This window comes from Pseudomonas sp. B28(2017) (genome assembly GCF_002113025.1).
Taxonomy (GTDB): Bacteria; Pseudomonadota; Gammaproteobacteria; order Pseudomonadales; family Pseudomonadaceae; genus Aquipseudomonas.
In genome coordinates, this window is record NZ_NEJH01000010.1 from 157,572 (window position 1) to 181,936 (window position 24,365).

Genomic DNA, 24,365 nt, shown 5'->3' on the forward strand with positions numbered 1-24,365 from the left:
GTTGAAATAACGCAAAAACCGCCCAAACAAGGGCGGTTCTGCTTCTCATTTAGACTTCGTTAAGCTGTACGTTGAGCAGCTTTGCGATTGCTTCTCCATACGCCGGGTCGGCCTTGAAGAAATGCTGCAACTGGCGGTCAACCACGTCACTCGACACACCCGCCATCGCACCGGCGATGTTACTGACCAGCAGTGATTTCTGCTCTTCAGACATCAAACGAAACAACGCGCCGGCATGACTGTAGTAATCAGTATCTTCACGGTGGTCGTAACGATCGGCGGCACCACTGAGAGCCAATGCGGGCTCCGCGTAACGAGGCGCCTGCTTAGGCGATTCGACGTAGCTGTTTGGCTCATAGTTCGGCGCTGCGCCACCGTTACTTCCAAAGGCCATCGACCCGTCCCGCTGGTACGTATTGACCGGGCTACGAGGTGCGTTCACCGGCAGTTGCTGGTGGTTGGTACCCACGCGGTAGCGGTGAGCATCCGCGTAGGCGAACACCCGACCTTGCAGCATGCGATCCGGCGAGAGGCCAACCCCTGGAACCATATTGCTAGGGCCGAACGCCGCTTGCTCGACTTCCGCGAAGTAATTCTGCGGATTGCGATTGAGCTCCAGCTCTCCGACTTCGATCAGTGGAAATTCTTTCTGTGACCAAGTCTTGGTTACATCAAACGGATTCTCGTAGTGCGCCGCCGCCTGAGCCTCACTCATGATCTGAATGCACACGCGCCATTTTGGAAAGTCACCGCGTTCGATGGCATTGAACAAATCGCGCTGGGCATAATCCGGATCAGTACCCGCCAGGCGCGCAGCCTCGGCCGGAGCCAGGTTCTTGATCCCCTGTTTGGTCTTGTAGTGCCACTTAACCCAGTGACGCTCACCTTGAGCGTTGATAAGGCTGTAAGTGTGGCTGCCAAAGCCGTGCATGTGGCGGTACCCATCAGGAATACCCCGGTCGGAGAACAGGATGGTGACCTGGTGCAACGCCTCAGGCGAATGCGACCAGAAGTCCCACATCATCTGGGCACTCTTCAGGTTGCTTTGCGGTAAGCGCTTCTGGGTGTGGATAAAGTCTGGAAATTTCAGTGGATCGCGAATGAAAAACACTGGTGTGTTGTTACCAACGATGTCCCAGTTGCCTTCCTCGGTGTAAAACTTCAAAGCAAACCCGCGCGGATCGCGCTCGGTATCGGCCGAACCACGCTCACCACCCACGGTGGAAAACCGCAGGAAAGTGGAGGTTTGCTTGCCGACTGCATCAAACAGCCTGGCACTGGTGTATTGAGTGATATCGCGCGTCACGGTGAACGTACCGTAAGCACCCGAGCCTTTGGCGTGCACACGGCGCTCAGGGATGTTTTCACGGTTGAAGTGGGCAAGCTTCTCGATCAGGTGAAAGTCGTCGAGCAGCAGCGGGCCACGAGGGCCGGCGGAACGGGAATTCTGGTTATCGGCAACAGGAGCGCCGCTGGCAGTGGTAAGCGTTGTGTTCTGGCTCATGCGATCTTCCTTCCTCTGTCGGTCTTGAACTGCCGGCTAATCGGCTGAGTAGGAGTATTGATCATCAATATGACAGCTACAAATTCATTAACTTGCAGACATCGATAGATAAATACTAATGACCATCCCCGTCACATCATGACGACACAGACGAAGGAGACGCTTGTACAAACGACGCGTTTCTTATTCTTACAGGCACAAAAAACCGGGCACTAGGCCCGGTTCCTTGTTTCAGACTGACGTCTTACTCGGCGGATACAGCTTCGCCAGCAGTAGCACGATCAACCAACTCGACGTACGCCATAGGCGCGTTGTCGCCAGCGCGGAAACCGCACTTGAGGATGCGCAGGTAGCCACCCTCACGGGTAGCGTAACGCTTGCCCAGGTCGTTGAAGAGCTTACCAACGATGGCTTTCGAACGAGTACGGTCGAAAGCCAGACGACGGTTAGCAACGCTGTCTGTCTTGGCCAGAGTGATCAGCGGCTCGGCAACGCGGCGCAGTTCTTTGGCTTTTGGCAGAGTAGTTTTGATCAGCTCGTGCTCGAACAGCGACACCGCCATGTTTTGGAACATGGCCTTGCGGTGCGAGCTGGTGCGGCTCAGGTGACGACCACTTTTACGATGACGCATGGTTCATTCCTTACCAAACACTACGTTCGGTGATTACGACGATCAGGCAGTCGCCTTGTCGTCCTTCTTAAGACTTGCAGGCGGCCAGTTGTCGAGGCGCATGCCGAGGGACAGACCGCGGGAGGCCAGAACGTCCTTGATTTCAGTCAAGGATTTCTTGCCCAGGTTCGGAGTCTTCAACAGTTCCACTTCGGTACGCTGAATCAGGTCACCGATGTAGTAAATGTTTTCCGCCTTAAGGCAGTTAGCCGAACGTACAGTCAGTTCCAGATCGTCAACCGGGCGAAGCAGGATCGGATCGATCTCGTCTTCCTGCTCGACAACCACTGGCTCACTGTCACCCTTGAGGTCGACGAACGCAGCCAACTGCTGTTGCAGAATGGTTGCAGCACGGCGAATTGCCTCTTCAGGATCCAGAGTACCGTTGGTTTCCAGATCAATAACCAGCTTGTCCAGGTTAGTACGCTGCTCGACACGGGCGTTTTCCACCACGTATGCGATACGGCGAACCGGGCTGAACGAAGAGTCAAGCTGCAAGCGACCGATGCTGCGGCTTTCGTCTTCATCGCTCTGACGCGAGTCTGCCGGCTCATAACCACGACCACGAGCTACTACGAGCTTCATGTTCAGGGCGCCGTTAGACGCCAGGTTAGCGATTACGTGATCGGGGTTAACGATCTCGACATCATGATCCAGCTGAATATCGGCAGCGGTAACCACCCCCGAACCCTTCTTCGACAAGGTCAGCGTAACTTCGTCACGGCCATGCAGCTTGATAGCCAGACCTTTAAGGTTCAACAGGATTTCAATTACGTCTTCCTGTACACCTTCGATGGCGCTGTACTCGTGGAGCACACCGTCAATCTCGGCCTCGACTACTGCGCAGCCGGGCATTGAGGACAACAGGATGCGGCGCAGCGCGTTGCCCAGGGTGTGGCCAAAACCACGCTCGAGAGGCTCGAGAGTAATCTTGGCGCGGGTTGGACTGACAACCTGCACATCAATGTGGCGGGGTGTCAGGAACTCATTTACCGAAATCTGCATGGATGCACCTATTTTCTAGCCCTTACTTGGAGTAGAGCTCGACAATCAGGCTTTCGTTGATGTCGGCGGACAGATCACTGCGAGCAGGAACGTTCTTGAAAACGCCCGACTTCTTCTCAGCGTCTACTTCTACCCACTCTACGCGGCCACGTTGAGCACACAGATCGAGAGCTTGGACAATGCGAAGTTGGTTTTTTGCTTTCTCGCGAACAGCAACCACGTCACCAGCACGAACCTGGTAGGACGGAACGTTAACGGTCTGACCGTTTACGCTGATCGACTTGTGCGATACCAGCTGACGGGATTCGGCACGAGTCGAACCAAAGCCCATACGGTATACAACGTTGTCCAGACGGCATTCGAGCAGTTGCAGCAGGTTCTCACCGGTTGCACCTTTCTTGCCAGCAGCTTCTTTGTAGTAGCCGCTGAATTGACGCTCGAGAACGCCGTAAATACGACGGACCTTCTGCTTTTCACGCAGTTGGGTGCCGTAGTCGGACTGGCGACCGCGGCGTTGGCCATGGATACCAGGTGCTGCTTCAATGTTGCACTTCGATTCGATCGCGCGCACGCCGCTCTTCAGGAAGAGATCGGTGCCTTCGCGACGAGCGAGTTTGCATTTTGGACCAATGTAACGAGCCATTCTTTACAATCTCCTGGATTACACGCGGCGCTTCTTCGGCGGACGGCACCCGTTATGCGGGATTGGCGTCACGTCGGTGATGCTGGCGATCTTGTAGCCACAGCCGTTCAAAGCGCGGACTGCGGATTCACGACCCGGACCTGGACCTTTGACGTTGACGTCGAGGTTTTTCAGGCCGTATTCCAGCGCAGCTTGACCAGCACGTTCAGCAGCTACTTGAGCAGCAAACGGGGTGGACTTGCGGGAACCGCGGAAACCCGAACCACCGGAGGTAGCCCAGGAAAGAGCGTTACCTTGACGGTCGGTGATGGTCACGATGGTGTTGTTAAAAGATGCATGGATGTGGGCGATGCCATCAACCACTGTCTTTTTAACTTTTTTACGAGGACGAGCAGCAGGTTTTGCCATGATTAAATTCCTGTCGATTCGCTGGGGCGATTACTTGCGGATCGGCTTACGCGGACCTTTACGGGTACGCGCGTTGGTCTTGGTACGCTGACCGCGTACTGGCAGACCACGACGATGACGCAGACCGCGATAGCAACCGAGGTCCATCAAGCGCTTGATTTTCATGTTGATTTCGCGACGCAGGTCACCTTCAGTGGTGAACTTCGCCACTTCGCCACGCAGCTGTTCAATTTGCTCGTCGCTCAGATCCTTGATCTTTGCGGCTGGGTTTACCCCAGTCTCTGCACAAATTTTCTGTGCAGTAGTGCGACCAACACCATAGATGTAGGTCAGCGAGATAACAGTATGCTTGTTATCTGGAATGTTAACGCCTGCAATACGGGCCATTCAGTGGGACTCCAATTGACAGCTACCTACGCCCCGGAAGCCAAGAAATAGGGCGCGAGATAATATCGCTGTAATAACAAATAATCAACCCGGCAGCGCACTAGCTGCCGGGCTTGAAGCACAATCACACTCAGCCTTGGCGCTGTTTGTGACGCGGTTCCGCGCTGCAAATTACTCGAACAACACCTTCGCGGCGAATAATCTTGCAGTTACGGCACAGCTTTTTCACCGATGCACGAACTTTCATCACCAACTCCTCGAACCTTATGGGTCAGCGCAGCATGCCGCTGCCGTAACCCTTCAGGTTGGCTTTCTTCATCAGGGATTCGTACTGGTGCGAAACGAGGTGCGATTGTACTTGGGACATGAAGTCCATCACAACCACGACCACGATCAGCAACGAGGTCCCGCCAAGGTAGAACGGTACGTTGGCTGCAACCACCAGGAACTGGGGCAACAGGCAGACGGCCGTCATGTAAAGAGCACCGAACATGGTCAAGCGAGTCAGAACGCCATCAATGTAGCGCGCAGACTGCTCACCTGGACGGATGCCCGGAATAAAGGCACCGGACTTCTTCAGGTTTTCCGCTACGTCTTTCGGATTGAACATCAACGCCGTATAGAAGAAGCAGAAGAAAATAATCCCTGCACTAAACAGCAGAATATTCAACGGCTGACCAGGAGCGATCGACTGCGAGATGTCCTGCAACCAGCCCATACCTTCAGACTGGCCGAACCAGGCACCCAACGAAGCCGGGAACAGCAAAATGCTGCTCGCGAAAATAGCCGGAATAACACCGGCCATGTTCACCTTCAGCGGCAAGTGGCTAGTCTGCGCAGCAAAGACCTTGCGGCCCTGCTGACGCTTGGCGTAGTGAACAGCGATACGACGCTGACCACGCTCAATGAACACCACGAAACCGATAATCGCTACTGCCAGCAAACCGATGGCAACCAGGGCAAAGATGTTGATATCACCCTGACGCGCAGACTCGAAAGACTGCCCGATCGCTCTCGGAAGACCGGCGACGATACCCGAAAAAATCAACATCGAGATACCGTTGCCAACACCACGCTCAGTAATCTGCTCACCCAGCCACATCATGAACATCGCACCAGCCACAAATGTGGATACCGCGACGAAATGGAAGCCAAAGTCACCAGTGAACGCAACGCCCTGCCCCGCCAGACCAATGGACATGCCAATGGCCTGAACGAGAGCGAGGACGACAGTGCCGTAGCGGGTGTACTGGCTGATCTTGCGACGGCCAGCTTCACCTTCCTTCTTCAACTGCTCCAGCTGCGGGCTGACGGCGGTCATCAGCTGCATGATGATCGATGCCGAGATGTACGGCATGATCCCCAGTGCAAAGATGCTCATCCGTTCCAGCGCGCCGCCGGAAAACATGTTGAACAAGCTAAGAATGGTCCCCTCATTCTGTCGAAACAGGTCCGCGAGTCGGTCCGGGTTGATACCTGGAACCGGGATGTGTGCGCCTATTCGGTAGACGATAATCGCCAGGAACAGAAAACGCAGACGAGCCCAGAGTTCAGACATACCGCCTTTGCCGAGCGCAGAGAGAGCACCTTGCTTAGCCATTTATTCCTCGAACTTGCCGCCAGCTGCTTCGATAGCCGCACGCGCACCTTTGGTGGCGCCGATTCCCTTGCCGATAGTGACAGCGCGAGTCACTTCACCGGACAGCATGATTTTCACACGCTGTACGTTGACGTTGATCACGTTGGCATCTTTCAGGGACTGCACGGTGACGATGTCGCCTTCCACTTTAGCCAGCTCGGACAGACGCACTTCTGCACGGTCCATGGCTTTCAGGGAAACGAAACCGAACTTCGGCAGGCGACGATGCAGCGGCTGTTGACCGCCTTCAAAGCCTGGAGCAATGGTGCCACCGGAGCGGGAAGTCTGACCTTTGTGACCACGGCCACCAGTCTTACCCAAACCACTACCGATACCACGGCCCGGACGATGCTTTTCGCGACGGGAACCCGGCGCTGGACTCAGATCATTGAGTTTCATCGATTAACCCTCGACACGCAGCATGTAGTAAGCCTTGTTGATCATCCCGCGGTTCTCGGGAGTATCCTGGACTTCTACAGTGTGACCGATGCGACGCAGACCCAGACCCTTAACGCACAGTTTGTGGTTAGGGATGCGGCCGGTCATGCTTTTGATCAGCGTAACTTTTACGGTAGCCATGATCAGATGATCTCCTTCACGCTTTTGCCACGTTTGGCGGCAATGGACTCAGGAGACTGCATAGCCTTCAGACCCTTGAAAGTGGCGTGAACCACGTTTACCGGGTTAGTCGAGCCATAGCACTTAGCCAGAACGTTTTGAACGCCAGCAACTTCGAGGACGGCACGCATAGCGCCGCCAGCGATGATACCGGTACCTTCAGAAGCAGGCTGCATGTACACCTTCGAAGCGCCGTGAGCGGACTTCATTGCGTACTGCAGAGTGGTACCGTTCAGATCAACCTGGATCATGTTGCGGCGAGCAGCTTCCATTGCCTTCTGGATCGCAGCAGGCACTTCACGCGACTTGCCACGGCCGAAGCCAACACGCCCTTTACCATCACCAACCACGGTCAACGCGGTGAAAGTGAAGATACGGCCGCCTTTAACGGTTTTGGCTACGCGGTTAACTTGAACCAGCTTCTCGATGTAGCCTTCGTCGCGCTTTTGGTCGTTATTGGACATAACTTAGAACTCCAGCCCAGCTTCACGAGCAGCATCAGCCAGCGCCTTGACGCGGCCGTGGTACTTGAAGCCAGAGCGGTCGAAAGCCACCTGCGAGACGCCAGCGGCCTTAGCACGCGTAGCGACCAGCTGGCCAACCTTAGTGGCCGCGTCGATGTTGCCGGTGGCACCATCACGCAGTTCTTTATCCAAAGTCGAGGCGCTTGCCAGGACTTTGTTGCCGTCGGCCGAAATGACCTGGGCGTAGATGTGCTGCGAAGAGCGGAACACGCAGAGACGCACGACTTCGAGTTCGTGCATTTTCAGGCGTGCTTTGCGAGCGCGACGCAGTCGAGTAACTTTTTTGTCGGTCATTTGCTATGCCCTACTTCTTCTTGGCTTCTTTACGACGGACGACTTCGTCCGCGTAGCGCACACCTTTGCCTTTGTACGGCTCTGGTGGACGGAAGTCGCGGATCTCGGCGGCCACTTGACCTACCAGCTGCTTGTCGATGCCCTTGATCAGGATATCGGTCTGGCTAGGAGTCTCAGCGGTGATGCCTTCCGGCAGTTCGTAATCCACTGGGTGCGAGAAGCCAAGAGCCAGGTTCAGCACCTGACCTTTTGCTTGCGCCTTGTAACCAACACCGACCAGCTGGAGCTTGCGCTCGAAGCCTTGGCTTACGCCCTGGACCATATTGTTTACCAACGCACGAGTGGTACCAGCCATCGCGCGAGTTTGTTGATCGCCATTGCGAGCAGCAAATCGCAGCTCACCAGCTTCTTCAACGACTTCAACGGACGAATGGACGTTCAGTTCGAGAGTGCCCTTGGCACCCTTCACCGAAAGCTGTTGGCCTGCGAATTTTACTTCGACACCGGCTGGCAGCTTAACGGGGTTCTTAGCGACGCGAGACATGCTTATCCCCCCTTAGAACACAGTGCAAAGAACTTCGCCGCCGACACCGGCAGCGCGCGCAGCACGATCAGTCATCACACCCTTGTTGGTGGAGACGATAGACACGCCGAGACCGCCACGAACTTTTGGCAGATCATCGACGGACTTGTACTGACGCAGGCCTGGACGGCTAACGCGCTTCACTTCTTCGATAACCGGACGGCCTTCGAAGTACTTCAGCTCGATGGACAGCAGAGGTTTGATTTCGCTGCTGATCTGATAACCCGCAATGTAACCTTCGTCCTTCAGGACTTTGGCAACAGCCACCTTCAACGTGGAAGATGGCATGCTTACGACGGACTTTTCAGCCATCTGGGCATTACGGATACGAGTTAGCATGTCCGCTAACGGGTCCTGCATACTCATGGGCTAGACGCTCCTAATACAAAAAAATTAGCCTTGCGGCTATTACGTGTCGCCGAGAATCTCCGGGCGTTAAAAAACACGGGCTCAGGCGAGCCGGGTATTCTAGACACACCCCAGAAATGAATCAAGCCCCAAAAGGGGCTTGATCCAGATTCAAGGCCACCGATGGTCAGGATCTTGCGATCCTGGACACCGAGACTTTGACAGTACTTACCAGCTGGCTTTAACCAGACCCGGTACGTCACCACGCATGGCAGCTTCACGCAGCTTGTTACGGCCGAGGCCGAACTTGCGGTAAACGCCGTGTGGACGACCGGTCAGGCGGCAGCGGTTACGCATGCGCGAAGCGCTTGCGTCACGTGGCTGCTTCTGCAGAGCAACTGTAGCTTCCCAACGCGCTTCTGGACTTGCGTTCAGATCAACGATGATAGCTTTCAGTGCTGCACGCTTCTTGGCGTACTTGGCAACCGTGAGCTGACGCTTCAGCTCGCGGTTTTTCATGCTCATCTTGGCCATGGTCCTACTCCAATCAGTTGCGGAACGGGAATTTGAATGCACGCAGCAGAGCGCGGCCTTCATCATCGTTCTTGGCAGTGGTGGTCAGGGTGATGTCCAGACCGCGGAGAGCATCGATCTTGTCGTAGTCGATTTCAGGGAAAATGATCTGCTCTTTCACGCCCATGCTGTAGTTGCCACGACCATCGAAGGACTTGGCATTCAGGCCGCGGAAGTCGCGAACCCGAGGCAGGGAGATCGACAGCAGACGATCCAGGAACTCGTACATACGCTCACGGCGCAGGGTCACTTTGACGCCGATCGGCCAACCTTCACGGACTTTAAAGCCTGCGATGGATTTGCGAGCGTAGGTCACAACGACTTTCTGGCCGGTGATCTTTTCCAGGTCAGCAACAGCGTGCTCGATGACTTTTTTGTCGCCGATCGCTTCGCCAAGACCCATGTTCAGGGTGATTTTGGTAACGCGCGGAACTTCCATCACGTTCGAAAGCTTAAGTTCTTCCTTAAGTTTCGGTGCGATTTCCTTCCGGTAAATCTCTTTTAGTCGTGCCATGGTCTTCTACCTAGCAGTGTTCAAGCATCAACCGCTTTTTGGGTCGACTTGAAGACACGAATTTTCTTACCGTCTTCTACTTTGAAACCAACGCGGTCAGCCTTGTTGGTTTCGCCGTTGAAGATGGCGACGTTGGAAGCGTGCAGTGGCGCTTCTTTCTCGACGATACCGCCCTGTACGCCCGACATCGGGTTAGGCTTGGTATGGCGCTTGACCAGGTTCAGACCACCAACAACCAGACGGTTGTCAGCAAGAACCTTCAGCACCTTACCGCGCTTACCTTTGTCTTTGCCGGCGATCACGATGATCTCGTCATCACGACGAATCTTTTGCATGTCGGATCTCCTTACAGCACTTCTGGGGCGAGCGAGACGATCTTCATGAACTTCTCAGTACGAAGCTCACGGGTCACTGGCCCAAAGATACGGGTGCCGATCGGCTCTTGCTTGTTGTTCAACAGAACAGCAGCGTTGCCATCAAAGCGGATAATGGAGCCATCAGCACGACGTACGCCGTGACGAGTGCGGACTACAACAGCAGTCATCACTTGGCCTTTTTTCACTTTACCGCGAGGAATTGCTTCCTTGACGGTAACCTTGATGATGTCACCGATACCAGCGTAACGACGATGGGAGCCACCCAGCACCTTGATGCACATAACGCGGCGAGCGCCGCTGTTATCGGCCACATCGAGCATGGATTGAGTCTGAATCATATAATTTCTCCGACCCCTAGTCCTTAGACTTCCACAGCGCGTTCGAGAACATCAACCAGCGCCCAAGACTTGGTCTTGGCCAAAGGACGAGTTTCACGAATAGTGACTTTGTCGCCGATGTGGCACTGATTGGTTTCGTCGTGCGCGTGCAGCTTAGTCGAACGCTTAACGTATTTACCGTAGATCGGGTGCTTAACGCGACGCTCGATCAGAACGGTGATGGTTTTGTCCATCTTGTCGCTGACAACACGGCCAGTCAGCGTACGGACAGTCTTTTCGGCTTCAGCCATGATTACTTACCTGCCTGCTGGTTGAGCACAGTCTTCACGCGAGCGATGTCACGCTTAACTTGCGAGAGCAGATGAGACTGCCCCAACTGGCCAGTTGCTTTCTGCATACGCAGATTGAACTGGTCGCGCAGCAAGCCGAGCAGTTGCTCGTTCAGCTGCTGTGCGGATTTTTCACGAAGTTCATTCGCTTTCATCACATCACCGTCCGTTTAACAAAGGAGGTGGCGAGCGGCAGCTTTGCAGCAGCCAGGGCGAAAGCCTCACGCGCCAGCTCTTCAGAAACACCCTCGATTTCATACAGGACTTTGCCTGGCTGAATCTGGGCAACCCAGTATTCGACGTTACCCTTACCTTTACCCATCCGAACTTCGAGTGGCTTTTTGGAAATAGGCTTGTCCGGGAATACACGGATCCAGATCTTGCCGCCACGTTTTACGTGACGGGTCAGAGCACGACGCGCCGACTCGATCTGACGAGCGGTGAGACGACCGCGAGCAACAGACTTCAGCGCGAACTCGCCGAAGCTGACCTTGCTACCGCGCAGCGCCAGACCACGGTTGTGGCCGGTCATCTGCTTGCGGAACTTCGTACGCTTTGGTTGCAACATTTTGCGTACCCCTTACTTAGCAGCTTTTTTACGAGGCGCTGGTGCTTGTGGTTTCAGTTCTTCTTGGCGACCACCAATTACTTCGCCCTTGAAGATCCAAACCTTCACACCGATCACACCGTAGGTGGTGTGAGCTTCGTAGGTGGCATAGTCGATATCGGCACGCAGGGTGTGCAGTGGCACACGACCTTCGCGATACCATTCAGTACGTGCGATTTCAGCACCGCCGAGACGACCGCTCACTTGGATTTTGATGCCTTTGGCACCAATGCGCATGGCGTTCTGTACAGCGCGCTTCATGGCGCGACGGAACATTACGCGACGCTCCAGCTGCTGAGCTACGCTCTGCGCAACCAGCATACCGTCGAGCTCCGGCTTGCGGATCTCTTCGATATTGATGTGCACAGGCACACCCATTTGCTTGGTCAGGTCCTGGCGCAGTTTCTCAACATCTTCACCTTTCTTCCCGATAACGATACCTGGACGAGCGGTGTGGATGGTGATGCGTGCAGTTTGGGCCGGACGATGGATATCGATACGGCTTACGGACGCGCTTTTTAGTTTGTCTTGGAGATACTCACGCACATTCAGATCTGCGAGCAAATAGTCCGCATAAGTCCGACCGTCTGCGTACCAGACGGAGGTGTGCTCCTTGACGATTCCCAGGCGAATGCCAATGGGATGTACTTTCTGACCCATCTCTTCGACTCCGTTACTTGTCAGCAACCTTGACAGTGATATGGCAAGACCGCTTGACGATGCGATCAGCACGGCCCTTGGCACGCGGCATGATGCGCTTCAGCGAACGCCCTTCGTTGACGAAAACGGTGCTGACCTTCAGGTCATCAACGTCTGCGCCTTCGTTATGCTCGGCGTTGGCTACGGCCGACTCCAGCACTTTCTTCATGATCTCGGCGGCTTTCTTACTGCTGAAAGCCAACAGGTTGAGCGCTTCGCCCACCTTCTTCCCGCGGATCTGGTCGGCGACCAAGCGGGCTTTCTGGGCGGAGATTCGAGCGCCCGACAACTTAGCGGCTACTTCCATTTCCTAACCCCTTAACGCTTGGCTTTCTTGTCTGCCACGTGCCCGCGATAAGTGCGGGTACCGGCGAACTCGCCCAGTTTGTGGCCGACCATGTCTTCGTTCACGAGAACTGGGACGTGCTGACGACCGTTGTGTACTGCAATGGTCAGACCGACCATTTGTGGCAGGATCATCGAACGGCGCGACCAGGTTTTCACTGGTTTGCGATCGTTCTTTTCCGCCGCCACTTCGATCTTCTTCAGTAGGTGAAGATCGATAAAAGGACCTTTTTTCAGAGAACGTGGCACTGTCGTATCCCTCTATTTACTTGCGACGACGGACGATCATTTTGTCGGTACGCTTATTACCACGAGTCTTCGCGCCCTTAGTCGGGAAGCCCCATGGCGATACCGGATGACGACCACCAGAGGTACGACCTTCACCACCACCATGTGGGTGGTCAACCGGGTTCATGGCAACACCACGAACGGTTGGGCGAACGCCACGCCAGCGTTTGGCACCAGCTTTACCCAGCGAACGCAGGCTGTGCTCGGAGTTCGAGACTTCGCCCAGGGTCGCACGGCATTCAGCCAGCACTTTACGCATTTCACCGGAACGCAGACGCAGGGTAACGTACACACCTTCACGAGCGATCAGCTGAGCCGAAGCACCAGCGGAACGAGCGATCTGTGCGCCTTTGCCTGGCTTCAGTTCGATGCCGTGTACGGTAGAACCGACTGGAATGTTGCGCAGTTGCAGAGCGTTGCCCGGCTTGATTGGAGCCAGAGCACCTGCGATCAGCTGATCGCCAGCACTCACGCCTTTAGGGGCGATGATGTAGCGGCGCTCGCCGTCTGCGTAGCAGAGCAGTGCGATGTGAGCAGTACGGTTTGGATCGTATTCGATACGCTCGACAGTGGCGACGATGCCATCTTTGTCGTTGCGACGAAAATCGACCATACGGTAATGCTGCTTATGACCACCACCGATGTGACGAGTGGTAATACGGCCATTGTTGTTACGACCACCAGACTTCGATTTCTTCTCGAGCAGCGGTGCGTGAGGAGCGCCTTTATGCAGCTCCTGGTTGACCACCTTGACCACAAAACGGCGGCCAGGGGAAGTCGGTTTGCATTTAACGATTGCCATGATGCACCCCTTCCTTACTCAGCACTGCTGCTGAAATCGAGATCTTGGCCTGGCTGAAGGGAGATAACTGCCTTCTTCCAGTCATTACGCTTGCCCAGACCGCGAGCAGTGCGCTTGCTCTTACCCAGAACATTCAGGGTAGTAACACGCTCTACTTTCACGCTGAACAGGCTTTCGACGGCCTTCTTGATTTCCAGCTTGGTTGCATCAGTCGCAACCTTGAAAACGAACTGACCTTTCTTGTCCGCCAGAACCGTAGCCTTCTCGGAAACGTGCGGGCCAAGCAGAACTTTAAATACGCGTTCCTGGTTCATCCCAGCAGCTCCTCGAATTTCTTCACGGCCGACACGGTGATCAACACCTTGTCGTATGCGATCAGACTAACTGGATCGGAACCTTGCACATCACGTACATCAACGTGCGGCAGGTTGCGAGCAGCCAGGTACAGGTTCTGATCAACAGCGTCCGACACGATCAGAACGTCGGTCAGGCTCATGCTGTTCAGCTTGCCCAGCAGGTCTTTGGTTTTCGGCGTTTCAACGGCGAAGTCCTGAACCACGACCAGGCGATCAGTACGCACCAGCTCAGCAAGGATGGAACGCATTGCTGCGCGATACATCTTCTTGTTCAGCTTCTGGGAGTGATCCTGAGGACGAGCTGCGAAAGTGGTGCCGCCGCCACGCCAGATTGGGCTACGGATAGTACCGGCACGAGCACGGCCAGTACCTTTCTGACGCCACGGGCGCTTACCACCGCCGGAAACGTCGGAACGGGTCTTTTGCTGCTTGCTACCTTGACGGCCGCCAGCCATGTAGGCCACGACTGCTTGGTGAACCAGCGTCTCGTTGAATTCGCCGCCAAATGTCAGTTCGGAAACTTCGATCGCTTGAGCGTCATTTACATTTAATTGCATGTCAGCTTCCCCTTAACCGCGAGCCTTGGCTGCTGGACGTACAACCAAGTTGCCGCCAGTAGCGCCAGGAACAGCGCCCTTGACCAACAACAGATTGCGTTCAGCGTCCACGCGCACTACTTCGAGGGACTGTACGGTCACGCGCTCAGCGCCCATATGACCGGACATTTTCTTGCCCTTGAATACACGACCAGGAGTCTGGCACTGGCCGATAGAGCCTGGAACGCGGTGGGATACGGAGTTACCGTGGGTGTTATCTTGCCCGCGGAAGTTCCAACGCTTGATCGTACCCTGAAAGCCTTTACCCTTGGACTGACCGGTTACATCAACCAGTTGACCAGCGGCGAAGATTTCAGCATTGATCAGATCGCCAGCCTGGTATTCGCCTTCTTCAAGGCGGAACTCCATTACGGTGCGACCAGCGGCAACGTTCGCCTTGGCGAAGTGGCCAGCCTGAGCTGCTGTTACACGCGAAGCGCGACGCTCGCCGACAGTGACCTGCACTGCACGATAGCCATCGATCTCTTCAGTTTTGAACTGGGTGACGCGATTCGGCTCGATCTCAATGACCGTGACCGGAATGGAGACACCTTCTTCGGTGAAAATACGGGTCATACCGCATTTACGACCGACTACACCAATAGTCATGTTGTAAACCTCATGAGTGTACGGGGCTTTCACCCGCTATGGCCGCCCATTTCAGAGCGTTACACGACCAAGACCGAGTCTTAGCCGAGGCTGATCTGCACTTCCACACCGGCCGCAAGATCAAGCTTCATAAGTGCATCAACGGTTTTATCCGTTGGCTGGACGATGTCCAGAACGCGCTTATGAGTACGGATCTCGTACTGGTCACGCGCGTCTTTGTTGACGTGCGGGGAGACCAGAACGGTGAACCGCTCTTTACGGGTAGGCAGTGGAATTGGACCACGCACTTGAGCACCAGTACGTTTCGCGGTTTCCACGATTTCCTGGGTTGATTGGTCGATCAGGCGATGGTCGAAAGCCTTCAACCTGATACGGATTTGCTGATTTTGCATTGGATTTCAGACTCCGGCTGCTATTCCCACCGGGCGCAATACGCCCGTTAAAAGGAGGCGCAATTCTATAGACGCCCCACATAGGTGTCAACCCAATAAAAAAGCCCCCGCTGAGCGGGGGCTTTTTCAAAGCATCGAAGCTATCTCAAAAGAGAAGCTTACTCGATGATTTTGGCTACGACGCCAGCGCCGACGGTACGACCGCCTTCACGAATAGCGAAACGCAGACCGTCTTCCATCGCGATGGTTTTGATCAGGGTAACAGTCATCTGAATGTTGTCACCTGGCATTACCATTTCAACGCCTTCTGGCAGCTCGCAGTTACCAGTCACGTCAGTAGTACGGAAGTAGAACTGTGGACGGTAGCCTTTGAAGAACGGAGTGTGACGACCGCCTTCTTCCTTGCTCAGAACGTAAACTTCTGCGGTGAACTTGGTGTGCGGCTTAACCGAACCAGGCTTAACCAGAACCTGACCACGCTCAACGTCATCACGCTTGGTACCACGCAGCAGAACGCCGCAGTTCTCGCCAGCACGACCTTCGTCCAGCAGCTTGCGGAACATCTCAACACCGGTGCAGGTGGTGGTGCTAGTGTCACGCAGACCAACGATTTCCAGTGGGTCTTGTACGCGAACGATACCGCGCTCGATACGGCCAGTTACAACAGTACCGCGACCAGAGATCGAGAATACGTCTTCGATTGGCATCAGGAACGGCTTGTCGATAGCACGCTCTGGCTCTGGAATGTAGGTATCCAGAGTTTCTACCAGCTTCTTAACAGCGGTAGTACCCATTTCGTTGTCGTCTTTGCCTTCCAGCGCCATACGAGCGGAACCGATGATGATTGGAGTGTCATCACCTGGGAAGTCGTAAGTGCTCAGCAGGTCGCGCACTTCCATCTCTACCAGTTCCAGCAGCTCAGCGTCGTCTACCAGGTCAGCCTTGTTCAGGAAAACCACGATGTACGGAACGCCTACCTGACGGGACAGCAGGATGTGCTCACGAGTTTGCGGCATCGGACCATCAGCGGCCGAGCAAACCAGGATCGCGCCGTCCATCTGGGCAGCACCAGTGATCATGTTCTTCACGTAGTCAGCGTGACCTGGGCAGTCAACGTGAGCGTAGTGACGAATGTTCGAGTTGTACTCGACGTGCGCGGTGTTAATGGTGATACCACGAGCTTTTTCTTCTGGCGCGCTGTCGATCTTGTCGAATTCAACGATTGCAGAACCGAAAACTTCGGAGCAAACGCGAGTCAGAGCAGCGGTCAGAGTGGTTTTACCGTGGTCAACGTGACCGATGGTGCCAACGTTGACGTGCGGTAGGGAACGATCAAATTTTTCTTTAGCCACGACAATTAACTCCTTGCCTAAAGGACTGAATCAGCCTTGTTTTTTGGTTACAGTTTCGACGATGTGCGACGGAGCTGTTTCGTATTTTTTGAATTCCATAGAGTAGCTTGCGCGACCCTGGGACATGGAACGAACGTCGGTCGCATAACCGAACATCTCACCCAGCGGAACCTCGGCACGAATCACCTTGCCGGACACCGTGTCTTCCATACCCTGGATCATGCCACGACGACGGTTAAGGTCGCCCATCACATCACCCATATAGTCTTCAGGCGTAACAACCTCTACCGCCATGATCGGCTCGAGCAACTCACCACCGCCCTTCTGGGCCAGTTGCTTGGTCGCCATGGAAGCAGCCACCTTAAACGCCATCTCGTTGGAGTCGACGTCGTGGTAAGAACCATCAAACACGGTAGCCTTCAGGCCGATCAGCGGATAGCCGGCAACAACGCCGTTCTTCATCTGCTCTTCGATGCCCTTCTGGATCGCCGGGATGTATTCCTTAGGAACCACACCACCCACCACTTCGTTCAAGAATTGCAGACCTTCCTGACCTTCGTCAGCAGGCGCAAAACGAATCCAGCAATGACCGAACTGGCCACGACCACCGGACTGACGAACGAACTTGCCTTCGATTTCGCAGCTCTTCGTGATGCGCTCACGATAGGAAACCTGAGGCTTACCGATGTTGGCTTCGACGTTGAACTCACGGCGCATCCGGTCAACCAGGATGTCCAGGTGCAGCTCGCCCATGCCGGAGATGATCGTTTGACCAGTCTCTTCATCAGTCTTGACGCGGAAAGAAGGGTCTTCCTGAGCAAGCTTGCCCAGAGCGATACCCATTTTTTCCTGGTCATCCTTGGTCTTAGGCTCTACGGCAACCGAAATAACCGGCTCCGGGAAGTCCATGCGAACCAGGATGATTGGCTTGTCGGCGTTGCACAAAGTCTCGCCAGTAGTGACGTCCTTCATGCCGATCAAGGCCGCGATGTCACCAGCGCGAACTTCCTTGATCTCTTCACGGGCGTTTGCGTGCATTTGCACCATACGACCCACGCGCTCTTTCTTGCCTTTAACCGAGTTGATCACACCGTCACCGGAGTTCAGCACACCCGAATAAACGCGAACAAAGGTCAAGGTACCCACGAATGGGTCGGTAGCGATCTTGAATGCCAGAGCCGCGAAAGGCTCCTCGTCACTTGCATGACGCTCCATTTCCTCTTCCTCGTTATCCGGGTTGGAACCCTTGATAGCAGGAATGTCGGTTGGAGCAGGCAAGAAGTCGATAACGGCGTCGAGAACCAGGGGAACACCCTTGTTCTTGAAGGAAGAACCGCAAACAGCCAGAACGATTTCACCGGCGATAGTACGCTGACGCAAAGCAGCCTTGATCTCTGCGATCGAAAGCTCTTCACCTTCCAGGTACTTGTTCATCAGCTCTTCGCTGGCTTCGGCCGCAGCCTCAACCATGTTGCTGCGCCACTCGGTGGCCAGCTCGAGCATGTCCGCAGGGATCTCCTTGCGAACAGGAACCATACCCTTGTCAGAGTCGTTCCAGTAAACAGCCTGCATGTTGATCAGGTCGATCTGGCCCTGGAAGTTGTCTTCCGAACCGATAGCCAGCTGGATCGGCACCGGAGTGTGACCCAGACGCTGCTTGATCTGACCGATAACGCGCAGGAAGTTGGCGCCAGCACGGTCCATCTTGTTTACATAAACAAGACGTGGAACGCCGTACTTGTTGGCTTGACGCCATACGGTTTCCGACTGAGGCTCAACACCCGAAGTACCACAGAACACAACGACAGCGCCGTCGAGTACGCGCAGGGAACGCTCAACTTCAATAGTGAAGTCTACGTGACCCGGGGTATCGATGACGTTGAAACGGTGCTCATGCGGGTACTGCTTCTCGGAACCTTTCCAGAAGGCGGTGATAGCAGCAGAAGTAATGGTAATACCACGCTCCTGCTCCTGCACCATCCAGTCTGTGGTCGCGGCGCCGTCATGCACCTCGCCCATTTTGTGACTTTTGCCGGTGTAAAAAAGGACGCGCTCGGTGGTGGTGGTTTTACCAGCATCCACGTGGGCGACGATACCGATGTTACGATAACGGCTAATCGGAGTAGTACGAGCCATAAAGCCCTCGCAAAATTAGTGAAGCTAAAATTAGAAGCGGTAGTGCGAGAAAGCCTTGTTAGCCTCGGCCATACGGTGCACGTCTTCACGCTTCTTAACAGCAGCACCCTTACCTTCAGCAGCATCCAGCAACTCGCCAGCCAAGCGCAGAGCCATGGACTTTTCGCCACGCTTACGGGCGAAGTCTACCAGCCAGCGCATTGCCAGAGCGTTACGACGGGAAGGACGAACCTCGACCGGAACCTGGTAAGTAGCACCACCAACGCGGCGCGACTTCACTTCGACCAGCGGAGCGATGGCGTCGAGTGCTTTTTCGAAGAGTTCCAGGGGATCGGTTCCGGTCTTACGAGCCGCAACGGTTTCCAGGGCACCATAAACGATACGCTCGGCAACGGCTTTCTTGCCGCTTTCCATAACGTGGTTCATGAATTTGGCGAGGATTTGGCTTCCGTATTTCGGATCGTCCAGAATCTCACGCTTTGCTGCTACGCGACGTCTTGGCATTGATAAGCCCTCAAACGGTCTTCAGGTTAGTTCGGAACAGATCTCGAGAGATACGTGCCCGACCTTACTCTTATCGACTCAATAAAATAGATAACTGCAGAGCGACCGATTACTTCGGACGCTTGGTACCGTACTTCGAACGACCCTGGTTACGGCCTTTAACGCCGGAAGTATCCAAGGAGCCGCGAACGGTGTGGTAACGAACACCCGGCAAGTCTTTTACACGACCGCCGCGGATCAGCACCACGCTGTGCTCTTGCAGGTTGTGGCCTTCACCACCGATGTACGAGGAAACCTCGAAACCGTTGGTCAGACGCACACGGCATACTTTACGCAATGCCGAGTTAGGTTTTTTCGGCGTGGTGGTGTACACACGGGTGCACACGCCACGGCGTTGCGGGCAGTTCTGCAGCGCAGGCACGTCGGATTTCTCGACGATACGCTTACGCGGCTGACGTACCAGCTGGTTGATAGTTGCCATCTACTAGCTCCACTGTTGTCTTGCGACGCTATTGTCTTGCAAGAAAAGCAAAATGGCAGGAACGAATCCCCGCCAAATTTAGGGGTACAAGAGTCTAAAGAGGATCTTGCCCCCAGTCAAGGCAAGGCCCCGCCCTCCCCGCTCATCCAACCTCGACAAACTGTCTCGATTCGATGAACGGAGCGACCAGGGCCTTACGCTCATTTACCGCAGAACTCAGTTACCGCTCAAGTTCAGCGCTTCGGTCAGTGCAGCTTCCACTTCACTGGCGCTTACGCGCAACGGTTTGTCTGCATCACGGCGACGCTTACGCTCGCTGTGATAAGCCAGACCGGTACCAGCCGGGATCAGACGACCCACGACCACGTTTTCTTTCAGGCCGCGCAGGTAGTCGCGCTTGCCGGTTACTGCCGCTTCGGTCAGTACACGAGTGGTTTCCTGGAAGGAAGCAGCCGAGATGAACGATTCGGTGGACAACGACGCCTTGGTGATACCCAGCAGAACGCGGGTGAATTTGGCGACAAACTTGTCTTCCGCGTTCAGGCGCTCGTTCTCTACCAGTACGTGAGTCAGTTCCATCTGGTCGCCCTTGATGAAGCTGGAATCGCCAGACTCGGAGATCTCAACTTTACGCAGCATCTGACGCAGGATGGTCTCGATGTGCTTATCGTTGATCTTCACGCCTTGCAGACGGTAAACGTCCTGGATCTCGTTAACGATGTACTTGGCCAGCGCACTCACACCCAGCAGACGCAGGATGTCGTGTGGATCGCTTGGACCGTCAGAGATAACTTCGCCACGGTTCACTTGTTCGCCTTCGAAGACGTTCAGGTGGCGCCACTTCGGAATCAGCTCTTCGTACGGGTCGCTACCGTCGTTCGGAGTGATCACCAGACGGCGCTTGCCCTTGGTCTCTTTACCGAACGCAATCGTACCGCTGACTTCAGCCAGAATCGAAGCCTCTTTCGGACGACGAGCTTCAAACAAGTCGGCAACCCGCGGCAGACCACCGGTGATGTCACGAGTCTTCGAAGTCTCTTGCGGAATACGAGCGATAACATCACCGATCGCGATTTTCGCACCGTCCGCCACACCGACCAGGGCGTTGGCTGGCAGGAAGTACTGAGCGATAACGTCAGTGCCTGGCAGCAACAGATCCTTGCCGTTGTCGTCGACCATCTTCACGGCAGGACGGATGTCCTTGCCAGCAGCTGGACGATCTTTAGGATCAAGAACTTCAATGTTGGTCATACCGGTCAATTCGTCAGTCTGACGCTTGATCGTGATGCCTTCTTCCATGCCCACGTAGGTCACGTTACCTTTCATTTCGGTAACGATCGGGTGAGTGTGCGGATCCCACTTGGCCACGATTGCGCCAGCGTCGACCTTGTCACCCTCTTTAACCGAAATCACGGCACCGTACGGCAGCTTGTAGCGCTCACGCTCACGACCGAAGTCATCAGCGATTGCCAGCTCACCGGAACGGGACACAGCAACCAGGTGCCCATCCACTCGCTCCACGTGCTTCAAATTGTGCAGACGAACGGTACCGCCATTCTTGACCTGTACGCTGTCGGCTGCGGAGGTCCGGCTTGCCGCACCACCGATGTGGAACGTACGCATTGTCAGCTGGGTACCCGGCTCACCGATGGACTGAGCAGCGATGACGCCGACAGATTCACCGATGTTCACCTGGTGACCACGAGCCAGATCGCGGCCGTAGCACTTGGCGCAAATGCCATAGCGCGTTTCGCAGCTGATCGGCGAACGAACGACCACTTCGTCGATGCTGTTCAGCTCAATGAACTCGACCCACTTCTCGTCGACCAGGGTGCCAGCAGGAACGATGACGTCCTCGGTACCTGGCTTGAATACGTCACGGGCAATGACACGACCCAATACGCGCTCACCCAACGGCTCGACAACGTCACCGCCTTCAATATGCGGAGTCATTACCAGGCCTTGCTCGGTGCCGCAATCGATTTCGGTTACAACCAGATCCTGCGCCACGTCTACCAGACGACGAGTCAGGTAACCGGAGTTCGCCGTTTTCAACGCGGTATCCGCCAGACCTTTACGAGCACCGTGAGTGGAGATGAAGTACTGAAGTACGCTCAAACCTTCACGGAAGTTCGCAGTAATCGGCGTTTCGATGATGGAGCCGTCCGGCTTGGCCATCAGGCCACGCATACCGGCGAGCTGACGGATCTGCGCAGCAGAACCCCGCGCACCCGAGTCGGCCATCATGTACATCGAGTTGAAGGACTCCTGGTCGACTTCGACACCATGACGGTCGATGACTTTCTCTTTCGAGAGGTTGGCCATCATCGCCTTGGAAACTTCGTCGTTCGCCTTGGACCAAAGGTCGATCACTTTGTTGTACTTCTCGCCTTGGGTTACCAGGCCGGAGGCGTACTGACTTTCGATCTCTTTCACTTCGTCGGTAGCAGTACCGATGATGCGTGCTTTTTCATCCGGGATAACGAAGTCGTTAACACCGATGGAAACGCCGGAAATGGTCGAGTAGGCAAAACCGGTGTACATCAACTGGTCAGCGAAGATCACGGTCTCTTTCAGACCGACCACGCGGTAGCACTGGTTGATCAGTTTGGAGATGGCCTTTTTCTTCATCGGCAGGTTGACGACGTCGAAGGACAGGCCTTTTGGCACAACCTGGAACAACAGCGCACGGCCGACAGTGGTGTCGACGATACGAGTGTTGGTCACGCTGCCGCCATCACGGTCATTCACGGTTTCGTTGATCCGCACCTTGACCTTGGCGTGCAGTGCGGCTTCGCCAGCACGGAACACACGGTCAACTTCCTGCAGATCCGCGAACACACGACCTTCGCCCTTGGCGTTGATCGCTTCACGAGTCATGTAGTACAGACCCAATACAACGTCCTGCGAAGGAACGATGATTGGCTCACCGTTGGCTGGCGACAGAATGTTGTTGGTCGACATCATCAACGCACGCGCTTCGAGCTGGGCTTCCAGTGTCAGCGGTACGTGCACGGCCATTTGGTCGCCGTCGAAGTCGGCGTTGTACGCAGCACAGACCAGAGGGTGCAGCTGGATAGCCTTGCCTTCGATCAGCACTGGTTCAAACGCCTGGATACCCAGACGGTGAAGGGTCGGTGCACGGTTGAGAAGAACCGGGTGTTCGCGAATAACCTCAGCAAGAACGTCCCAAACTTCCGGCAGCTCGCGCTCGACCATTTTCTTGGCCGCTTTGATGGTGGTCGCCAGACCACGCATTTCCAGCTTGCCGAAAATGAACGGTTTGAACAGCTCGAGAGCCATCTTCTTCGGCAGACCGCACTGGTGCAGACGCAGGGTCGGACCTACGGTAATTACCGAACGGCCGGAGTAGTCAACACGCTTACCGAGCAAGTTCTGACGGAAACGACCCTGCTTACCCTTGATCATGTCAGCCAGGGATTTCAGAGGACGCTTGTTGGAACCAGTGATAGCACGGCCACGACGACCGTTGTCGAGCAGTGCGTCAACGGCTTCCTGCAGCATACGCTTTTCGTTGCGCACGATGATGTCCGGAGCGGACAGATCCAGCAGGCGCTTCAAACGATTGTTACGGTTGATCACTCGACGATACAGATCGTTGAGGTCGGAAGTCGCGAAGCGACCGCCATCCAGCGGGACCAGTGGACGCAGATCTGGCGGCAGAACCGGCAGAACGGTCAGCACCATCCACTCTGGCAGGTTGCCGGAACCCTGGAAGGCTTCCATCAACTTCAGACGCTTGGACAGCTTCTTGATCTTGGTTTCGGAGTTGGTTTGCGGAATCTCTTCACGCAGACGGCCAATCTCGTGCTCCAGGTCGATAGCGTGCAGCAGTTCACGGACAGCTTCGGCACCCATGCGGGCATCGAAATCGTCGCCGAACTCTTCCAGCGCTTCGAAGTACTGCTCGTCGTTCAGCAGCTGTCCTTTTTCAAGGGTGGTCATGCCTGGATCGATCACGACGTAGCTCTCGAAGTAGAGAACGCGTTCGATATCACGCAGGGTCATGTCCATCAGCAAGCCGATACGGGACGGCAGCGACTTCAGGAACCAGATATGAGCAACCGGCGAGGCCAGTTCGATGTGCGCCATGCGCTCACGACGAACTTTTGCCAGCGCGACTTCAACGCCGCACTTCTCGCAGATCACACCGCGATGCTTCAAGCGCTTGTACTTACCGCACAGGCACTCGTAATCCTTTACCGGGCCAAAGATCTTGGCGCAGAACAGACCGTCACGCTCAGGCTTGAACGTACGGTAGTTGATGGTTTCCGGCTTTTTAACTTCACCGAACGACCACGAGCGGATCATCTCAGGCGAGGCCAATCCGATACGGATGGCGTCGAACTCTTCGACTTGACCCTGGTTTTTCAGCAAATTCAGTAGGTCTTTCAAGGCCTTTCCTCCTGGCGGAGCAGAGAGC

Annotated in this window: 34 protein-coding genes; all 34 read right to left on the reverse strand. The window is 55.1% G+C overall.

The features are described from left to right. Nucleotides 1-49: 49 nt before the first annotated feature. The 34 genes from CAF65_RS22255 to rpoC all read right to left on the reverse strand — a co-directional run bounded on the left by CAF65_RS22255 (nucleotide 50) and on the right by rpoC (nucleotide 24,337). Nucleotides 50-1,504, reverse strand: coding sequence for a catalase (locus CAF65_RS22255; protein ID WP_085718223.1), 1,455 nt, complete (start codon nucleotides 1,502-1,504; stop codon nucleotides 50-52). Nucleotides 1,505-1,748: 244 nt separating this feature from the next. Further along, on the reverse strand, nucleotides 1,749-2,135 hold the full coding sequence (gene rplQ / locus CAF65_RS22260; RefSeq protein ID WP_007970429.1) for a 50S ribosomal protein L17: 387 nt from the start codon (nucleotides 2,133-2,135) through the stop codon (nucleotides 1,749-1,751). Between the two features lie 42 nt (nucleotides 2,136-2,177). Then, entirely contained in the window at nucleotides 2,178-3,179 is a 1,002-nt protein-coding gene (rpoA, locus tag CAF65_RS22265) for a DNA-directed RNA polymerase subunit alpha (protein WP_007970428.1), read from the reverse strand. A gap of 22 nt (nucleotides 3,180-3,201) precedes the next feature. After that, on the reverse strand, nucleotides 3,202-3,822 hold the full coding sequence (gene rpsD, locus CAF65_RS22270) for a 30S ribosomal protein S4 (protein ID WP_085718224.1): 621 nt from the start codon (nucleotides 3,820-3,822) through the stop codon (nucleotides 3,202-3,204). Nucleotides 3,823-3,840: 18 nt separating this feature from the next. Further along, the gene (gene rpsK, locus CAF65_RS22275; RefSeq protein ID WP_002555466.1) at nucleotides 3,841-4,230 is read right to left on the reverse strand and encodes a 30S ribosomal protein S11; all 390 of its coding nucleotides are present in this window, start codon (nucleotides 4,228-4,230) and stop codon (nucleotides 3,841-3,843) included. Between the two features lie 30 nt (nucleotides 4,231-4,260). Continuing rightward, nucleotides 4,261-4,617: a 30S ribosomal protein S13 gene (gene rpsM / locus CAF65_RS22280; RefSeq protein ID WP_009045849.1), complete on the reverse strand. Its 357-nt coding sequence runs from the start codon at nucleotides 4,615-4,617 to the stop codon at nucleotides 4,261-4,263. A 130-nt stretch (nucleotides 4,618-4,747) separates the two neighbouring features. After that, on the reverse strand, nucleotides 4,748-4,864 hold the full coding sequence (gene rpmJ / locus CAF65_RS28215; RefSeq protein ID WP_002555468.1) for a 50S ribosomal protein L36: 117 nt from the start codon (nucleotides 4,862-4,864) through the stop codon (nucleotides 4,748-4,750). Between the two features lie 24 nt (nucleotides 4,865-4,888). Continuing rightward, the gene (gene secY / locus CAF65_RS22285) at nucleotides 4,889-6,217 is read right to left on the reverse strand and encodes a preprotein translocase subunit SecY (protein ID WP_003228718.1); all 1,329 of its coding nucleotides are present in this window, start codon (nucleotides 6,215-6,217) and stop codon (nucleotides 4,889-4,891) included. Next, nucleotides 6,218-6,655, reverse strand: coding sequence for a 50S ribosomal protein L15 (gene rplO, locus CAF65_RS22290; protein ID WP_003228720.1), 438 nt, complete (start codon nucleotides 6,653-6,655; stop codon nucleotides 6,218-6,220). Nucleotides 6,656-6,658: 3 nt separating this feature from the next. Next, nucleotides 6,659-6,835, reverse strand: a complete 177-nt coding sequence (gene rpmD / locus CAF65_RS22295) for a 50S ribosomal protein L30 (protein ID WP_003176408.1) — start codon at nucleotides 6,833-6,835, stop codon at nucleotides 6,659-6,661. Between the two features lie 2 nt (nucleotides 6,836-6,837). Then, nucleotides 6,838-7,338 carry a 30S ribosomal protein S5 gene (gene rpsE, locus CAF65_RS22300; RefSeq protein ID WP_085718225.1) on the reverse strand — a complete coding sequence of 167 codons (501 nt, stop codon included), beginning with the start codon at nucleotides 7,336-7,338 and terminating at the stop codon, nucleotides 6,838-6,840. 3 nt (nucleotides 7,339-7,341) lie between these two features. After that, nucleotides 7,342-7,692 (reverse strand): 50S ribosomal protein L18, encoded by a 351-nt coding sequence (rplR, locus tag CAF65_RS22305; protein ID WP_003186037.1) that lies wholly within the window; start codon nucleotides 7,690-7,692, stop codon nucleotides 7,342-7,344. Nucleotides 7,693-7,702: 10 nt separating this feature from the next. Continuing rightward, nucleotides 7,703-8,236, reverse strand: a complete 534-nt coding sequence (rplF, locus tag CAF65_RS22310; RefSeq protein ID WP_011336170.1) for a 50S ribosomal protein L6 — start codon at nucleotides 8,234-8,236, stop codon at nucleotides 7,703-7,705. A 12-nt stretch (nucleotides 8,237-8,248) separates the two neighbouring features. Continuing rightward, nucleotides 8,249-8,641 (reverse strand): 30S ribosomal protein S8, encoded by a 393-nt coding sequence (gene rpsH, locus CAF65_RS22315; protein WP_003186040.1) that lies wholly within the window; start codon nucleotides 8,639-8,641, stop codon nucleotides 8,249-8,251. A gap of 210 nt (nucleotides 8,642-8,851) precedes the next feature. Beyond that, entirely contained in the window at nucleotides 8,852-9,157 is a 306-nt protein-coding gene (gene rpsN, locus CAF65_RS22320; protein WP_003176414.1) for a 30S ribosomal protein S14, read from the reverse strand. Between the two features lie 13 nt (nucleotides 9,158-9,170). Continuing rightward, complete coding sequence (gene rplE / locus CAF65_RS22325) at nucleotides 9,171-9,710, reverse strand: 50S ribosomal protein L5 (protein WP_003210069.1); 540 nt, start codon at nucleotides 9,708-9,710, stop codon at nucleotides 9,171-9,173. A gap of 20 nt (nucleotides 9,711-9,730) precedes the next feature. After that, a complete protein-coding gene (rplX, locus tag CAF65_RS22330; RefSeq protein ID WP_003186046.1) occupies nucleotides 9,731-10,045 on the reverse strand; it encodes a 50S ribosomal protein L24 in 315 nt (104 codons plus the stop codon). 11 nt (nucleotides 10,046-10,056) lie between these two features. Further along, nucleotides 10,057-10,425 (reverse strand): 50S ribosomal protein L14, encoded by a 369-nt coding sequence (gene rplN, locus CAF65_RS22335; RefSeq protein ID WP_002555479.1) that lies wholly within the window; start codon nucleotides 10,423-10,425, stop codon nucleotides 10,057-10,059. A gap of 23 nt (nucleotides 10,426-10,448) precedes the next feature. Next, a complete protein-coding gene (rpsQ, locus tag CAF65_RS22340; RefSeq protein WP_003176419.1) occupies nucleotides 10,449-10,715 on the reverse strand; it encodes a 30S ribosomal protein S17 in 267 nt (88 codons plus the stop codon). Between the two features lie 2 nt (nucleotides 10,716-10,717). Next, complete coding sequence (gene rpmC, locus CAF65_RS22345) at nucleotides 10,718-10,909, reverse strand: 50S ribosomal protein L29 (protein WP_002555481.1); 192 nt, start codon at nucleotides 10,907-10,909, stop codon at nucleotides 10,718-10,720. Continuing rightward, nucleotides 10,909-11,322, reverse strand: coding sequence for a 50S ribosomal protein L16 (rplP, locus tag CAF65_RS22350; protein ID WP_003228729.1), 414 nt, complete (start codon nucleotides 11,320-11,322; stop codon nucleotides 10,909-10,911). The genes rpmC and rplP overlap by 1 nt, the downstream gene beginning before the upstream one ends. Nucleotides 11,323-11,334: 12 nt before the next feature. Next, complete coding sequence (rpsC, locus tag CAF65_RS22355) at nucleotides 11,335-12,021, reverse strand: 30S ribosomal protein S3 (RefSeq protein WP_007924192.1); 687 nt, start codon at nucleotides 12,019-12,021, stop codon at nucleotides 11,335-11,337. A 13-nt stretch (nucleotides 12,022-12,034) separates the two neighbouring features. Then, nucleotides 12,035-12,367, reverse strand: coding sequence for a 50S ribosomal protein L22 (gene rplV, locus CAF65_RS22360; RefSeq protein ID WP_003103908.1), 333 nt, complete (start codon nucleotides 12,365-12,367; stop codon nucleotides 12,035-12,037). A gap of 11 nt (nucleotides 12,368-12,378) precedes the next feature. Beyond that, nucleotides 12,379-12,654, reverse strand: coding sequence for a 30S ribosomal protein S19 (gene rpsS / locus CAF65_RS22365; protein WP_002555486.1), 276 nt, complete (start codon nucleotides 12,652-12,654; stop codon nucleotides 12,379-12,381). Nucleotides 12,655-12,670: 16 nt separating this feature from the next. Then, nucleotides 12,671-13,495 (reverse strand): 50S ribosomal protein L2, encoded by an 825-nt coding sequence (rplB, locus tag CAF65_RS22370; protein WP_016772943.1) that lies wholly within the window; start codon nucleotides 13,493-13,495, stop codon nucleotides 12,671-12,673. Between the two features lie 14 nt (nucleotides 13,496-13,509). Then, the gene (gene rplW, locus CAF65_RS22375; RefSeq protein WP_002555488.1) at nucleotides 13,510-13,809 is read right to left on the reverse strand and encodes a 50S ribosomal protein L23; all 300 of its coding nucleotides are present in this window, start codon (nucleotides 13,807-13,809) and stop codon (nucleotides 13,510-13,512) included. Further along, entirely contained in the window at nucleotides 13,806-14,408 is a 603-nt protein-coding gene (gene rplD / locus CAF65_RS22380; RefSeq protein ID WP_058436289.1) for a 50S ribosomal protein L4, read from the reverse strand. The genes rplW and rplD overlap by 4 nt, the downstream gene beginning before the upstream one ends. Nucleotides 14,409-14,420: 12 nt before the next feature. After that, complete coding sequence (gene rplC / locus CAF65_RS22385) at nucleotides 14,421-15,056, reverse strand: 50S ribosomal protein L3 (RefSeq protein ID WP_085718226.1); 636 nt, start codon at nucleotides 15,054-15,056, stop codon at nucleotides 14,421-14,423. 80 nt (nucleotides 15,057-15,136) lie between these two features. Continuing rightward, nucleotides 15,137-15,448, reverse strand: a complete 312-nt coding sequence (rpsJ, locus tag CAF65_RS22390; protein ID WP_003186070.1) for a 30S ribosomal protein S10 — start codon at nucleotides 15,446-15,448, stop codon at nucleotides 15,137-15,139. A gap of 158 nt (nucleotides 15,449-15,606) precedes the next feature. After that, nucleotides 15,607-16,800, reverse strand: a complete 1,194-nt coding sequence (gene tuf, locus CAF65_RS22395) for an elongation factor Tu (protein WP_085718227.1) — start codon at nucleotides 16,798-16,800, stop codon at nucleotides 15,607-15,609. A gap of 30 nt (nucleotides 16,801-16,830) precedes the next feature. Further along, nucleotides 16,831-18,936: an elongation factor G gene (gene fusA / locus CAF65_RS22400; protein WP_085718228.1), complete on the reverse strand. Its 2,106-nt coding sequence runs from the start codon at nucleotides 18,934-18,936 to the stop codon at nucleotides 16,831-16,833. A gap of 30 nt (nucleotides 18,937-18,966) precedes the next feature. Further along, nucleotides 18,967-19,440: a 30S ribosomal protein S7 gene (gene rpsG / locus CAF65_RS22405; protein ID WP_007957592.1), complete on the reverse strand. Its 474-nt coding sequence runs from the start codon at nucleotides 19,438-19,440 to the stop codon at nucleotides 18,967-18,969. 109 nt (nucleotides 19,441-19,549) lie between these two features. After that, nucleotides 19,550-19,921: a 30S ribosomal protein S12 gene (rpsL, locus tag CAF65_RS22410; RefSeq protein WP_003186084.1), complete on the reverse strand. Its 372-nt coding sequence runs from the start codon at nucleotides 19,919-19,921 to the stop codon at nucleotides 19,550-19,552. A gap of 216 nt (nucleotides 19,922-20,137) precedes the next feature. Then, complete coding sequence (gene rpoC / locus CAF65_RS22415; protein ID WP_085718229.1) at nucleotides 20,138-24,337, reverse strand: DNA-directed RNA polymerase subunit beta'; 4,200 nt, start codon at nucleotides 24,335-24,337, stop codon at nucleotides 20,138-20,140. Between the last annotated feature and the right edge of the window lie 28 nt (nucleotides 24,338-24,365).

Coding starts and splice junctions, on each gene's coding strand:
- rplO (WP_003228720.1), bottom strand. CDS start 6,655: ATGAAACTCAATGATCTGAGTCCAGCGCCGGGTTCCCGTCGCGAAAAG.
- rplB (WP_016772943.1), bottom strand. CDS start 13,495: ATGGCAATCGTTAAATGCAAACCGACTTCCCCTGGCCGCCGTTTTGTG.
- rpsL (WP_003186084.1), bottom strand. CDS start 19,921: ATGGCAACTATCAACCAGCTGGTACGTCAGCCGCGTAAGCGTATCGTC.
- rpsM (WP_009045849.1), bottom strand. CDS start 4,617: ATGGCCCGTATTGCAGGCGTTAACATTCCAGATAACAAGCATACTGTT.
- rpsN (WP_003176414.1), bottom strand. CDS start 9,157: ATGGCCAAGATGAGCATGAAAAACCGCGAGCTGAAGCGTCAGCTCACG.
- rplD (WP_058436289.1), bottom strand. CDS start 14,408: ATGCAATTAAATGTAAATGACGCTCAAGCGATCGAAGTTTCCGAACTG.
- rpsC (WP_007924192.1), bottom strand. CDS start 12,021: ATGGGTCAGAAAGTACATCCCATTGGCATTCGCCTGGGAATCGTCAAG.
- rpsQ (WP_003176419.1), bottom strand. CDS start 10,715: ATGGCTGAAGCCGAAAAGACTGTCCGTACGCTGACTGGCCGTGTTGTC.
- rpsG (WP_007957592.1), bottom strand. CDS start 19,440: ATGCCAAGACGTCGCGTAGCAGCAAAGCGTGAGATTCTGGACGATCCG.
- rplE (WP_003210069.1), bottom strand. CDS start 9,710: ATGGCACGACTAAAAGAGATTTACCGGAAGGAAATCGCACCGAAACTT.
- rplW (WP_002555488.1), bottom strand. CDS start 13,809: ATGAACCAGGAACGCGTATTTAAAGTTCTGCTTGGCCCGCACGTTTCC.
- rpsD (WP_085718224.1), bottom strand. CDS start 3,822: ATGGCTCGTTACATTGGTCCAAAATGCAAACTCGCTCGTCGCGAAGGC.
- rplF (WP_011336170.1), bottom strand. CDS start 8,236: ATGTCTCGCGTCGCTAAGAACCCCGTTAAGCTGCCAGCCGGTGTCGAA.
- rplX (WP_003186046.1), bottom strand. CDS start 10,045: ATGCAAAAGATTCGTCGTGATGACGAGATCATCGTGATCGCCGGCAAA.
- rplN (WP_002555479.1), bottom strand. CDS start 10,425: ATGATTCAGACTCAATCCATGCTCGATGTGGCCGATAACAGCGGCGCT.
- CAF65_RS22255 (WP_085718223.1), bottom strand. CDS start 1,504: ATGAGCCAGAACACAACGCTTACCACTGCCAGCGGCGCTCCTGTTGCC.
- rpsJ (WP_003186070.1), bottom strand. CDS start 15,448: ATGCAAAATCAGCAAATCCGTATCAGGTTGAAGGCTTTCGACCATCGC.
- rpmJ (WP_002555468.1), bottom strand. CDS start 4,864: ATGAAAGTTCGTGCATCGGTGAAAAAGCTGTGCCGTAACTGCAAGATT.
- rplQ (WP_007970429.1), bottom strand. CDS start 2,135: ATGCGTCATCGTAAAAGTGGTCGTCACCTGAGCCGCACCAGCTCGCAC.
- secY (WP_003228718.1), bottom strand. CDS start 6,217: ATGGCTAAGCAAGGTGCTCTCTCTGCGCTCGGCAAAGGCGGTATGTCT.
- rpmC (WP_002555481.1), bottom strand. CDS start 10,909: ATGAAAGCGAATGAACTTCGTGAAAAATCCGCACAGCAGCTGAACGAG.
- fusA (WP_085718228.1), bottom strand. CDS start 18,936: ATGGCTCGTACTACTCCGATTAGCCGTTATCGTAACATCGGTATCGTC.
- rpsH (WP_003186040.1), bottom strand. CDS start 8,641: ATGAGTATGCAGGACCCGTTAGCGGACATGCTAACTCGTATCCGTAAT.
- rpmD (WP_003176408.1), bottom strand. CDS start 6,835: ATGGCTACCGTAAAAGTTACGCTGATCAAAAGCATGACCGGCCGCATC.
- rplP (WP_003228729.1), bottom strand. CDS start 11,322: ATGTTGCAACCAAAGCGTACGAAGTTCCGCAAGCAGATGACCGGCCAC.
- rplV (WP_003103908.1), bottom strand. CDS start 12,367: ATGGAAGTAGCCGCTAAGTTGTCGGGCGCTCGAATCTCCGCCCAGAAA.
- rpsE (WP_085718225.1), bottom strand. CDS start 7,338: ATGTCCAATAACGACCAAAAGCGCGACGAAGGCTACATCGAGAAGCTG.
- rplR (WP_003186037.1), bottom strand. CDS start 7,692: ATGACCGACAAAAAAGTTACTCGACTGCGTCGCGCTCGCAAAGCACGC.
- rplC (WP_085718226.1), bottom strand. CDS start 15,056: ATGACTATTGGTGTAGTCGGTCGTAAATGCGGTATGACCCGTATTTTC.
- rpsK (WP_002555466.1), bottom strand. CDS start 4,230: ATGGCAAAACCTGCTGCTCGTCCTCGTAAAAAAGTTAAAAAGACAGTG.
- rpoA (WP_007970428.1), bottom strand. CDS start 3,179: ATGCAGATTTCGGTAAATGAGTTCCTGACACCCCGCCACATTGATGTG.